Source organism: Chitinophaga sp. HK235 (assembly GCF_018255755.1).
Lineage (GTDB): Bacteria > Bacteroidota > Bacteroidia > Chitinophagales > Chitinophagaceae > Chitinophaga.
Map to the genome: position 1 here is coordinate 7,964,853 of NZ_CP073766.1, position 13,059 is coordinate 7,977,911.

The following is a 13,059-nucleotide window of genomic DNA, read 5'->3' on the forward strand; positions in this document are numbered from 1 at the left end:
ATCTGTTTTATGAAACAACAACAGATCACTATCCCCAACACCATGCAGGCCATGGTATTGGAAAAAGGGGGCAGGCCGCTGTCGCTGCAAACGGTGCCGGTGCCGGTTCCCGCCGCAGGGCAGGTATTGATAAAGGTCATCGCCTGCGGCGTATGCCGGACCGACCTGCATATTGTTGACGGAGAACTGCCCAATCCATCACTGCCGCTGATTCCGGGGCATGAGATTGTAGGGATGGTGGTGGCCACCGGAGATGGCGTGACTGCTCTTAAGATAGGAGAAAAGGTAGGAGTGCCATGGCTGGCTTATACCTGCGGCCATTGCAAGTACTGTTTACAGGAACATGAAAATCTGTGTGAACATGGACTGTTTACGGGCTATTCCGTCAACGGGGGATATGCAGAATATACCTTGGCGCTGGCTGCCTATTGTCTGAAGCTGCCGGAAACATATGCGCATCCGGGCGGAGCACCGTTGTTATGTGCAGGATTGATCGGATACAGAGCCTGGCGTATGATACCCGGATATGCTGAAAACATTGGGTTCTACGGGTATGGAGCTGCAGCACATATACTGGTGCAGATAGCGAAGTTCCACTATAAACTGGTATATGCTTTTACCAGACCTGGTGACGGCGATAGGCAGGAGTTTGCTTTAAAAACAGGGGCTGCATGGGCAGGCAGTTCCGAGGATGAGCCTCCGATATTGATGGATGCCGCTATTATCTTTGCTCCCGACGGATCGCTGGTGCCGCGGGCATTATCACAAGTCGACAAAGGCGGGGTGGTGGTATGTGCCGGCATTCATATGAGTGATATTCCTGCTTTCCCTTACAATATGTTGTGGGAGGAAAGAGTGATACGTTCTGTAGCTAACCTTACCCGAAAAGACGGAGAGCAGCTGATGGAGCTGTTGTCCAAAATGCAGGTGATGACAGCCATACAGACTTTCGCGCTTTCACAGGCCAATGAAGCACTCACTGCCCTGCGGGAGGGGAAAATTAAAGGAGCCGCTGTGCTCGTGATGTAGGGGGTGTTTCAAGTCAACATGGTAGGAGGTTCGGGGACATAGCGTTCGGCCGGCTGTTGGCTATTGTCGGGAATTTGTTTTTTCAGTTTTTCCTTCACACGTTCTACTCTTTTTTTCAGGCCGTTAAACTCCTTTTCTACTGTGGTTTTGAAGGACTCCCATTTTTCATCTGCTACTCTCGTTTCTTCTTTTACTTTTTCCCGCAGGTTAGCTTCTTCCCGCTTGATAGCTGCCATTTCTTTTTTGAAATCTGCTTCTTCTGACTTCTTTAATTTACCAGCATCCTCTTTCAGTCTTTCCTGTTCTTTGTCCAGAGAGTCGAGCGCATTTCTGGTTTTTACCTTGAGTTGTCTGATGTCAGTAGCTGCTTTGGTTTCTTTCTGTTGGGCCAGGGACGGTCTGCTGACAGATGCCAGTGGCAGTATTAACAGTAGCAGACAGAGTTTCCGGATTGCCATGATTTCGTTTTGTTTTCGGGTGAAAGATTAATGCTGAAAGATTAATATTGATATAGTAGCAACAGCTGATACATTAACCACAGCAATTTCAGCAGCAACACTTTTAACAGAGGCAGTGTGATGGCAAAGATGACCAGGCTCACGGCCCAGGAAGAAACGGCTGTTCCTGTATGAGCCGGAAAGCTATGTCTGCCGGAGTGAAACAAATGGTATTGCATGGCTTCGTCTGATGCTTCTCTAATTAATATAAACAGCGCTAACCGTGTGAATGTTATAATTGCTGAGCCAGGCTACGCCCCATCTATGTTTCGTGGTTATAACAGTATAGTATATACGAAGAAAGGTCTTTCAATAGAAAGACCTTTTATTGTTTAATAAGTGTGTTATCAGTGATCATCCTTTTTCCACATGCTGAAAATAATTGTTGAGATACTGACTGGGAGATTTACCAGTAACGGACTTGAATACACGATTAAAATTGGTGATGCTGTTAAACCCGGTAGTATAGGCTACGGTAGCAATATTATCATAATCGCCGTCTGTCAGTTTTTTGCAGGCCTCATTAATACGTACCTCATTGAGAAAGGAGACGAAGGTGCGCCGGGTATGTTTTTTAAAGAAGCGGCAGAAGGCATGAGGGGTCATATGTACCTGTCCGGCTGCGTCTTCCAGCGTAATCGGCTGTTCATAATGATGCATGATATAATTGTAGATATTCCCGATGCGGATACCATCATGATCACTGACAGTGACTTTTTTGTTGACTGCAGCCAGCGGGGCAATATCCGTGTAGCCCGACAGCAGGCGGAGCAGTTCCACAAAATGCATCAGCTGTTCAGGTCCGTTGGCATTGGTGATGCGCAGCATACAGGCGGATATCTCGGTGGTTTGCGGTGCCGGTACTTTAAATCCGGATTGTTGTTGCTGTACAAAGTTCTTCAGCGGTTTCATTTCCGGAAGATTAAATAATGCGGAGAGTGCGCCATCGGAATTAAAGAAGAGCGTCTGTGCCATTACTTTTTTCCGGTTTCTAGGTAAAAAGTAGGAGGGATCACTTTTGAAGATATGAGGTTGATTGGCGCCCAGCCAGAAAATATCGTTGGGCCGGAAGGCATGCATGTTGTTGTCTGCCACCAGTGTACCTTCACCCTGTTGTACCCAGGTGAGCTGCACCTCCTGGTGCCGATGGAGATGCGGATAAAAATATGGCATCACGTCTTTCTGCAGAATAATAGATTTATCGACAGCCACAGGGACCGTAAACTGTAAAACTTTCATATTGTTGGCGGTTGAATCGAGGATGAGTCAATATTACGAATATTAACCGTATTTATAGCTGTTATATCTCCAAGTGGTTAAAAAACGGTTAATGGTAATCGATTTTTCTAAAACTGGTCAATATCAGGTTATAATTGATTACTATCGGGAAAGTAAACTGCGTGTTGTCGGGATATTTTTGGAAAAACTTTTTTCTTATGTCAATTGAATGGAAAGGCATATTCCCGGCCATTACAACCAAATTTACCGCAGCAGACGAACTGGACCTGCCATTGTTTGAAAAAAACCTGGAAGCACAGCTGTCGGCTGGTATTGATGGTATTATCCTGGGTGGCTCACTGGGAGAGGCCAGCACGCTGACCACCGCGGAAAAGGAAATACTGACAAAATTTACTGTTGAGAAAGTAGCGGGCCGTATACCAGTAGTATTAGGCATTGCAGAAGGTGCTACCAGAGAGGCCATTAACCAGGCCGCGCTTGCAAAGAAATGGGGTGCTGCCGGCCTGATGCTGCTGCCACCCATGCGTTACCGCTCAGACGACCGCGAAACAGCTACCTGGTATAAAACAGTGGCCGCTTCTACTGATCTGTCAATCATTGTGTACAACAATCCGGTGGACTATAAGATAGAAGTAACCCTCGATACTTTTGATCAGTTGCAGGAACTGCCTAATATACAGGCGGTAAAAGAATCTACCCGCGATGTATCCAACGTTACAAGGATGATCAGCCGTTTTGGTGACCGCTTTAAAATATTATGCGGCCTCGATACGCTGGCACTCGAAGAAATGGTACTGGGTGCTCATGGCTGGGTAGGCGGTCTGGTGGCGGCTTTCCCTGCAGAAACAGTAGCAGTGTACCGCCTGGCCAAAGCTGGTAGAATAAAAGAAGCACTGGACATCTACCGTTGGTTCCTGCCATTGCTGGAGCTGGACCTTTCTGCGAAACTGGTGCAATATATCAAGCTGGCAGAAGCCGAAGTGGGCCTGGGTAGCGAACATGTAAGAGCACCCCGTTTGACACTTACCGGCGCTGAAAGAGAAAAAGTATTACAGGTAATACGGACCTCCGTTGCCAACAGGCCTACACTGCCGGATTATCTTTCTCTGTAAAATAACTGTACCCATGCAAACAGATCAGATCATGCAACAGGCCGCTGAGGCCTTTGAACAATATCGACGGACAAAGCCCGCACAGCGGGCGGCTTTCCTGGATGCCATCGCTACAGAAATTACCGCGCGGCAGGACATCCTGGTACAGGTAGCCGGAAAAGAAACCAATCTGCCAGAGACAAGGCTGAAAGGAGAGATCGGCCGTACCGCCCATCAGCTGCGTATGTTTGCAGACCTTATCAAAGAAGGCAGCTGGGTGGAAGCGGTGATTGACACCAAGCCCGGTATCAGGCGTATGCTGATGCCTGTAGGACCGGTAATAGTCTTTGGCGCAAGTAACTTCCCGTTTGCCTTCTCCACTGCAGGCGGTGATACCGCCAGTGCCCTGGCAGCCGGCGCCACAGTAGTCATCAAAGGTCATTCTGCACATATACGTACTTCCCTGCTGGTATTTGAAGCCATACAGGCTGCCATCGCACAAAGTGCAATGCCAACGCATACCGTTCAACATGTAACAGGAAGTTACGAAATCGGAAAAGCACTGGTTATGCATCCCTTCGCCACAGGAGTCGGTTTTACCGGCTCTCTGCAGGGAGGAAAGGCACTGTGCAATTATGCTGCAGCACGGGAAACCCCTATCCCTGTGTTTGCAGAAATGAGCAGTGTAAACCCGGTAGTCTTTTTACCGGATGCCTTACAAACAAGGGCCGCTGAACTGGCACAGACATTTGCTGCTTCTATCACACTGGGGGCAGGACAGTTCTGTACCAATCCCGGTCTGCTGGTAGGCCTGGAGAGTGACGCGTTTACAGCGTTTCAGCATTTGCTGGCCGCAGCGCTGCAAAAAACATCACCGCAGAAAATGCTGCATGAAGGCATTCACCGTTCTTTCATTGATGGACGTAACCGGGTACTGAAGCATGAAGCGACAACCATACTGGAACAACCTGTCATCGCAGAAGATGATACCGTAGCTCCTTCTCTGGCCGCAACCAGCGGCGCGGCATTCCTCACTCAGCCGGAACTGAAGGAAGAAGTGTTTGGTCCGCACTCTCTGGCAATAGCCTGTAAAGACAAAACAGAACTGCTGGCTGTATTGAAAAGCCTGAAAGGACAGCTGACCACCAGCGTAATGGCCACAGAAGCCGACCTGGAAGCATGGCAGGAAGTCATCGACCTGCAGACAACACTGGCAGGAAGGATCATATTGAATGGCGCGCCTACCGGTGTGGAAGTATGTGCTGCCATGGTGCACGGCGGCCCTTATCCTGCTACCACAGATGCACGGTACACCTCCGTAGGAACCGCTGCCATCCGGCGCTGGGTAAGACCTGTGTGTTTTCAGCAGTTCCCAGATGCATTATTGCCCGATGAGTTAAAGCAGGATAATCCCGGCGGCATATGGCGCCTGGTAGACAACCAGTATACACGCTAATCCAATCACCGAAAACACACTTCTTTTGAAGCATACATTTTTTTGCATCGATGCACATACCTGCGGTAACCCGGTCAGACTGGTAGCCGGAGGTGGCCCTGCCCTGAAGGGAAACAATATGAGCGAGAAAAGGAACCATTTCCTGCAGGAATACGACTGGATCAGAAAAGGGCTGATGTTCGAACCCCGCGGCCATGATATGATGAGCGGCAGTATCCTGTATCCGCCACATGATCCGGCCAACGATGTGGCGGTGTTGTTCATCGAAACCAGCGGCTGCCTCCCCATGTGCGGTCACGGTACCATCGGGACTATTACCATCGCCATAGAAGAAGGACTGATAAATCCTAAGGTACCCGGCAAAGTGAGAATGGAAACACCTGCCGGGCTGGTGGAAGTGAGCTATCACCGCGAAGGCAATAAAGTGAAAAGCGTGAAGCTGACCAATGTGCCCGCTTACCTTGCAGCCACCGATATCTTAGTGGAATGTCCCGAACTGGGCCTGTTGAAGGTAGATGTAGCCTATGGTGGCAATTTTTATGCGATCGTAGATGTACAGGAAAATTTTCCCGGGCTGGAACACTTCACTGCCGGTCAACTGACAACCTGGGCCAGGGAACTACGGAAACGCATCAACGAAATATATACTTTCGTTCATCCGGAGAATGAACATATCAACGGCTGCTCCCACATATTATGGACCGGGGCTGTGATGGATGCCTCTTCTACTGCACGTAATGCGGTATTCTACGGCGACAAGGCCATCGACCGTTCTCCCTGCGGTACCGGAACTTCCGCCAGGATGGCACAATGGTATACACAAGGCAAACTGAACAAGGAAGATACTTTTGTACATGAAAGTATTATCGGCTCCCGTTTTACCGGCAGGATAGAAGAGGAAACCAAAGTAGGGGGTAAACCGGCCATCCGTCCCAGCATTGAAGGCTGGGCCAGGATTTATGGTTATAATACTATTTCAATTGATCCGGAAGATGATCCCTACGCTTACGGATTACAGGTAATATGAACGCACTATGAAAGTAATCATTATTGGTGGTGGTATTATAGGGCTGAGCAGCGCCTTTTATCTGCAACAGGCGGGTTACAGCGTAACGGTAGTAGATCGTACCGACATGCTGGAAGGCTGTTCGCATGGCAATGCCGGTTATATCTGCCCCAGCCACTTTGTGCCGCTCGCTACACCGGGTATTGTCCGGCAGGGCCTCCGCTGGATGATGGATGCCGGCAGCCCTTTTTATATAAAACCTTCGCTCAACAAAGACCTGATCAACTGGGGCCTGAAGTTTTTGAAAAGCGCCACCGCCGCACATGTGGAGCGCTCCGCCGTACCGCTGCGTGACATCTCGCTGTTGAGCAAACAATTGTATGAAACATGGGCCGCCATGCCGGAACTGAGTTTCTCCTACGCGCCGTTTGGTATGCTGGAACTTTTCAAGACAGAGCAAAATGCACATCACGCCGAACATACGGTGGAGGAAGCTGCAGCGCTGGGCATTGAAGCCAGAATACTGGATAAAGCGGCCGTGTCGCAGCTGGAGCCGGATGTAGCCATCGACGCGCTGGGTGCTGTTTATTTCCCGGGCGATGCACAGCTATATCCCAATCAGCTGATGCTTAGTCTGCTGACCTACCTGGAAGGGAAAGGTGTTCAGTTTATACGTCACCGTGAGGTGACAGGATTTGCCATGACGGGCAACCGGATCGTCGGTGTTGATACAACAGGCGGCGGCATTGCAGCGGATCATGTGGTACTGGCTGCCGGCGTGTGGAGTACAGCGCTGGCACGGCAGTTTGGGCTTAATATTCCGATGGTGGGTGGCAGAGGGTACTCTGTCACTTTTGAGGACGCGCCTTACAAAGTACGTCGCTCTATTATCCTCAGCGAAGCGCGGGTGGCCATCTCTCCGATGGATGGCAACAAACTGCGCTTTGGTGGCACCATGGAGATCACGCCACTGCATACGCCACCACGTATGCGCAGGGTACAGGGAATCTTTGATTCCGTGAAACGTTATTTGCCTGAATTTGATCTGCCGCTGCCAACAGCAGACAAGGTATGGTATGGTTACCGCCCCTGCAGCGCCGACGGCTTGCCTTATATCGGCAATCTCTCCCGCTATACCAATGTTACCGTGGCCACAGGACACTCTATGCTGGGCATCAGCCTGGGAGCGGCTACCGGCAAACTGGTGACGGAACTGGTAGGGAAAACACCAACATCCATGGATATCAGCCCTTTCCATCCGGAAAGATTCGGCAGGTAATTTTTAATTGTTAAAGAAACAATTATTTTTTGCGGGCAACCGTTCCCGTTATTTCTTAACAATTATTTTATATGCGATCTTTTCTATGCGAATTACTTTTGGCTGGAAATTGATCTCATGGATTTTGATAAGGAAGTGCTTCCGGATGAGTTTTTACTGATAGAGAAATTACGGCAAGGTGATGAACGAGCCTTCCGTGATATCTATGATCACTATTGGGAAAAACAGTACGATATGGCCTGGTATAAATTAGGCAATAGAGAACAGGCGGAAGAAATTACGCAAGAGACTTTTGTGGCCCTGTGGACACGCAGGGAAGACCTCGATCCGGCAAAGCCGGTAGGGGCCTGGTTATATGGGGTCACAAAGAATCTTATCCTGAACACCTATCGCAAACAATTATCTCATCAGAAATATCTGCAACAGGCTCCCCTGCGGGAGATGACCAACAATACTGCAGAACAGCTTTCCTTTAATGAGCTGAATGAAGTAGTACGACAACAGATTGACCAGCTCCCTGATAAATGCAGGGAAGTATTTACCCTGAGCCGTATACAAGGCTTTAATACCCGCCAGATCGCTGAAGCGCTGAACATCTCCCCTAAAACCGTTAACAACCACCTGGTGAAAGCACTCCGTATCATGCGGGGCAACCTGAAAGATTATATTGCCCTACTGATACTACTGTCTCTCCGCAAATAAAAATCTGTTCACATTAATTTAATATACGCCGGCGTAGGTGTTTGTTTCCCCTCGCGGTAAATAGGATTGATAAAAAGCTCACTGCAGCTTTTATACAATTTTATTTTCATGCTGGAAGAGAATCAATTAAACAGACTCATAGAAAAATACCTCGCCGGTGATGCCACCGCCGGTGAGGAAGCCTTACTGGATGAATGGTTTGAACAATGGCATACGCCGGCTCCTGAAGCAGCAGGAACGTATGATCGCGCCTTTCTGCGGGAAAAGATTTTTTCGGCCGTAGATGCCCGGATCAAAACCAGTGGCAGGGTCATTCCCATCAAACGTAACCGTATTATTAAATGGGGAATGGTGGCATCTGTTGTAACCGCTATCGTCGCCGGTGCAGGATGGTGGTATAAGTCAGGAACACAGCCGCGTAAGCAGATCAGCCGGCTGATGGAGCTGCATACCAATAGTGGGCAGCTGTTGAAAGTGGTGCTGACAGACAGTTCTGTAGTATGGCTGAATGCCAGCAGCCAGCTGCAGTATCCTGAAAGGTTTACAGACAACAGAACGGTATACCTGCAGGGCGAAGCCTGGTTTGATATTCATCAGGACCCTTTACATCCTTTTATTATTGAAAGCCATGGTTTCCGTACAAAGGTGCTGGGCACTGCTTTCAGTATCCGTTCCTATGCTGCTACCGGCACCTACAGGGTTACCGTAGCTTCCGGAAAGGTGGCCGTGTTCAAATCTGCAGACAGCTCGCATATTGCTTATCTGACGGCAGACCAGGAGCTGCGTATCAGTGGTCCTGAAGGAACGCCACAGATACGGCAGGTGCATGCACAGATAGCTGCTGCATGGAAAGATGGCAGCCTCAGCTTTGAAAAAGATCCGCTGGCAGAAGTAGTGGTATCGCTGCAAAATCGCTATGGCACTTCGTTTTTAATCAACAGCCCCCGCCTGAAAAATATCGAAATCAGTGGCCGCTTCGACCACAAAGAATCACTGGATGATATCCTGAAAATATTAAGCAAAGTATATGGCCTGCACTTTAAAAAACAGGCCAACGGTACGTTCCTTATTTCCTGATCTCTAAACCCGCAACTATGGCAGAAAGATTTACATAATACACTGTAAAAAAGAAAAAACCGGATGACGCACGCGTACCCGGTTTAAGGTGCGATGCAGATGATACCAGGCCTGAGAAACCGCATCATCCCATCGCTGTCATTAACTAACCCGAAGGATTAACTAATTAACAAGGTAAAAGTATGAATTTTTTCCTGGGGAAACCCTGTGCTTATTTAAAATGGGTTATGCGTATCTCCTTTTATGTAATGGTATTTTCTATTACGATCACCAACCTGATGGCCAGTGTCCGTACCAAAGGACAAGCTGTGGAGCGGATACGTGTGTCGGTGGATATTTCCGGACAACCGCTTCGCACAGCACTGGAACAGCTGTCTGTCCGGTCTGGCGTCAGGATTTATTTTAATGATGAAAAGGTAGACAAACAAAAGCAGGTAAGCATACATGCTGAAGATGCTCTCCTGATGGATGTTTTAGGTAAACTCCTGACACCGGCAGGTATGGTGGCGCAGGTGTATGGTGATAACAAAATTACCGTCATCCCCCTGAAAGCTTTACCACCACCGGTTTCCGGTACTGTCATTGATAAGTCCAATGGCATGCCCCTGCCGGGAGTAGGTATCCGTATCAAAGGCCACAACAACGGCGTGATCACCGATGGCAACGGACATTTCAATATCAGTATCCCGGAAGAAGGAGCGGTGCTGATCATCTCCTATATCGGTTATCAGCAACAGGAGCTGAAAGTAGGCCCTGGTACTACCACCCTGCAAATAGCCCTCAAACCCGGCCGTACCCAGCTCAACGAAGTACAGGTACAGGCCCGCCGTAAAACCAATACGGAAGCGGCTATACTCTCTGAACGTAAAGCTTCTGCTATCGTGCAGGATGCTATCTCTGCGGCCAATATTGAAAAAACGGCCAGTATCACTACTACCCAGGCATTACAACGGGTGTCTGGTGTAACCATCACAGACGATAAATACGTGGCGATCCGCGGTCTGGGAGACCGGAGTGTGATAGGACAGCTGAACGGTATCCGCCTGGCCTCTTCAGACCCCGACCGCAGCGCTATCCCGCTGGACCTGGTGCCTGCCGGGCTGCTGGACAACATCACCATCTATAAAACCTATACGCCCGACAAACCTGCTGACGCGGCCGCCGGTATCATAGAACTGAAAACGCGCTCTGTGCCTGATTCAGCTGTCTTCAACATCACTGCGCAAGCAGGATTCAACTCCAACATCGGCATCGGTGGAAAAGTGAATTCCTTCTACAACAGCGATCCCGGCTTCTTAGGGCAGAAAGTAAAACGTGCCGGCTTGCCGGAAGATTTTATCGCGCTGGGCAGACAATACCCCGGCGGCTATACGCAGTTGCAGTCCATGATCGCACACGGCGGCAACGACCCGCAGATAAAGCAGGAAACAGATCGCATCAACGGTATCATGCATCAGTTTGATCCGGTGCTCACCACCCGTTATGCGCCCGCCAAAATGAACCAGATTTATTCCGCTACCTATGGTAATAGTTTTAACGTGTTCCGCAAACATAAGCTGGGCGTGATCGCAGGTGTCAACTATTATCAGCGGGCTACCGATATTCATGGAGGCGACCTCACACAATGGAGCATCTATCAGGGTGTGCTTACGGGCAACAATCAGGTGGGCAGTTCCCGTGTGATTCCTAACTATATTACGCCTAATAACATTAACCTGGGCAAGTATATTTCCTACAAGGAAAATACCGGCACCTCCACACTCAACTATGGATTTCTGGGTGGACTCACTTACCGCTTCAATACGCGCAATGAAATCAGCGTGCAGTATATGGGCAGCCGTGGCGCGGAAGTACAGGCCTCTAACCTGTACGGTGCATACGAATACACCGGCTTACCGGGAGAGGTGTCCAACGTTGTATATTCCCTGAAGCGCAGCTATCGTACCCTGAATACCTTTAACCTGCAGGGGGAACATAAGCTCACCGCCGGGGAATATGCGCCCAGGTTGAGTTACAACATAGCCACTTCCACTTCCAGCCAGGAAGATCCTGACTACCGCTTTGTGAACCTCGCTGCTTATCGTCCTGTTAAGGGTGGCGCAGTACCGGTGAATGGCAGTCTGCCAAATGGTAGTGGCGGTTTTACCGGAACACCGATGTATTACTCCCTGGTATCAGGCTATGTAAACGGTTATGGTCCTTACGGCATTATTCAGGCCGATCCCAACGGACGCCGTTACCGCAGCCTGAGCGAAACCAATTACAACTACAAAGCTGATCTTACGGTGCCTTTCCGCCTGCTGGGCCGCCGTCAGGAAGCTAAAGGTGGTGTCAACTATCTGCACCGCGACCGGACCTTCGGTGAAAACGTATTATCACTGCCCGGTTCCAATTTCTCTTCTACCGGCAACCAGGCGCTGTATACCGTACATGGTAACCTCGACCATCTCGTGGGTTATGATCAGATCGGCATCAAAGTTCCTATGGGCGCTATCGGAGAAGGACAGCCTGCTGTAGGTGGTTTCCTGTATAACGCACAGAAATCACCCAACAACTACAAAGGCTTTTATGAAACACGTGCTTTCTACGGTATGCTCGACCTGCATCTACTCGACAACCTGCGACTCACTGGTGGCGCACGTTTTGAGCTGACTAACATACAGGCTGCTGTAGATACGGCCGGTGTATTCCTGGACCCTTCCCTGACTGCACCCAACAAAGACGGACAGGCCGTAAAGATGATACTGACAGAACCTAACTCGGTTTATAAAACAGATTACAAGCCCTATTATTCCCTGAACCTGACCTACACCCTGCAGCAGAACATGAACTTCCGTCTGGGCTACAGCACTACGCTGGCAAGGCCGGAACTGCGTGAGATCACCAACGTGTTTGAGTTTGATCCGTTCCAGTTTGCCCTGGTAGTAGGCAATCCCAAACTGAAGAACCAGTCTGTCACTAACTACGACTTCCGCTGGGAATGGTTCCCTGCTGCAGGTGAGGTGATCGCAGCTTCAGCTTTCTACAAACAGATCGATCATCAGCTTACAAAAGTTTATTCCGTTAACTCAGTAGGTCTGGATGCCCGTTTCCCTGAATTCCCGGCTATCCGCTTCGAAAACGATCCTAACCGCGGACGTGTATACGGTGTGGAACTGGAAGTGGTGAAAAACCTGGGCAGATGGTGGCGCCCGCTGCGTTATTTCTTCCTGGGCTCCAACCTGCTGCTGGCACAGAGTGAAATCAAAAAATCACCCGAACGGCTAAACGATTCGAGGATCATCGACCGGCGCTCACCTTCCAACAGTCCGCTGTTTGAACAGGCTCCCTATTCCGTCAATGTTTATCTCAACTATAGCAATCCTGTTACCCGTACAGACCTGACGCTGACTTTCAATGAAGTGGGAGAGCGGCTGATACAGATCAACCTGACCGGAGAGCCTGACCTCTACAGCAGGCCGGCACCGGTACTGGACTTCGTATTCAGCCAGTATCTCACCAAAAGATTACAGCTGAAAGGATATGCCAAAAACCTGTTTAATCCCGCCTGGCAAGAGGTATATGCTAACCCGGGAACAGGCGGCAAATACTATGGTAATACGTATATCCGCCGCAGTTACTACAGAGGCAGCGAATTTATGCTCGGCCTCAATTACAACATTTTTTAGGCACTGACCGCAAAT

General features: G+C 49.4%; 11 protein-coding genes. 8 read left to right on the forward strand and 3 right to left on the reverse strand.

What is annotated here, in order from left to right; translation table 11 throughout:
- Positions 1 to 9 precede the first annotated feature (9 nt).
- Complete coding sequence (locus tag KD145_RS30725) at positions 10 to 1,029, forward strand: zinc-dependent alcohol dehydrogenase family protein (RefSeq protein WP_249219662.1); 1,020 nt, start codon at positions 10 to 12, stop codon at positions 1,027 to 1,029.
- 8 nt (positions 1,030 to 1,037) lie between these two features.
- Here the strand turns inward: KD145_RS30725 and KD145_RS30730 are convergent, their stop codons facing one another.
- The 3 genes from KD145_RS30730 to KD145_RS30740 all read right to left on the reverse strand — a co-directional run bounded on the left by KD145_RS30730 (position 1,038) and on the right by KD145_RS30740 (position 2,765).
- A complete protein-coding gene (locus tag KD145_RS30730) occupies positions 1,038 to 1,487 on the reverse strand; it encodes a hypothetical protein (RefSeq protein ID WP_212003613.1) in 450 nt (149 codons plus the stop codon).
- Between the two features lie 41 nt (positions 1,488 to 1,528).
- Entirely contained in the window at positions 1,529 to 1,705 is a 177-nt protein-coding gene (locus KD145_RS30735; RefSeq protein WP_212003614.1) for a hypothetical protein, read from the reverse strand.
- Between the two features lie 175 nt (positions 1,706 to 1,880).
- Complete coding sequence (locus tag KD145_RS30740; protein ID WP_212003615.1) at positions 1,881 to 2,765, reverse strand: AraC family transcriptional regulator; 885 nt, start codon at positions 2,763 to 2,765, stop codon at positions 1,881 to 1,883.
- Between the two features lie 197 nt (positions 2,766 to 2,962).
- On the opposite strand from KD145_RS30740, the gene KD145_RS30745 reads away from it, so the two are divergent.
- The 7 genes from KD145_RS30745 (at position 2,963) to KD145_RS30775 (ending at position 13,044) form a co-directional block, all read left to right on the forward strand.
- Entirely contained in the window at positions 2,963 to 3,877 is a 915-nt protein-coding gene (locus tag KD145_RS30745; RefSeq protein WP_212003616.1) for a dihydrodipicolinate synthase family protein, read from the forward strand.
- 13 nt (positions 3,878 to 3,890) lie between these two features.
- The gene (locus tag KD145_RS30750; protein WP_212003617.1) at positions 3,891 to 5,312 is read left to right on the forward strand and encodes an aldehyde dehydrogenase (NADP(+)); all 1,422 of its coding nucleotides are present in this window, start codon (positions 3,891 to 3,893) and stop codon (positions 5,310 to 5,312) included.
- Between the two features lie 25 nt (positions 5,313 to 5,337).
- A complete protein-coding gene (locus tag KD145_RS30755; protein ID WP_212003618.1) occupies positions 5,338 to 6,339 on the forward strand; it encodes a 4-hydroxyproline epimerase in 1,002 nt (333 codons plus the stop codon).
- Between the two features lie 7 nt (positions 6,340 to 6,346).
- Complete coding sequence (locus tag KD145_RS30760; RefSeq protein WP_212003619.1) at positions 6,347 to 7,597, forward strand: FAD-binding oxidoreductase; 1,251 nt, start codon at positions 6,347 to 6,349, stop codon at positions 7,595 to 7,597.
- Between the two features lie 117 nt (positions 7,598 to 7,714).
- On the forward strand, positions 7,715 to 8,299 hold the full coding sequence (locus tag KD145_RS30765; RefSeq protein WP_212003620.1) for an RNA polymerase sigma factor: 585 nt from the start codon (positions 7,715 to 7,717) through the stop codon (positions 8,297 to 8,299).
- 108 nt (positions 8,300 to 8,407) lie between these two features.
- Entirely contained in the window at positions 8,408 to 9,376 is a 969-nt protein-coding gene (locus tag KD145_RS30770) for a FecR family protein (protein ID WP_212003621.1), read from the forward strand.
- 227 nt (positions 9,377 to 9,603) lie between these two features.
- Complete coding sequence (locus KD145_RS30775) at positions 9,604 to 13,044, forward strand: TonB-dependent receptor (protein ID WP_212003622.1); 3,441 nt, start codon at positions 9,604 to 9,606, stop codon at positions 13,042 to 13,044.
- The last annotated feature ends 15 nt before the right edge of the window (positions 13,045 to 13,059 follow it).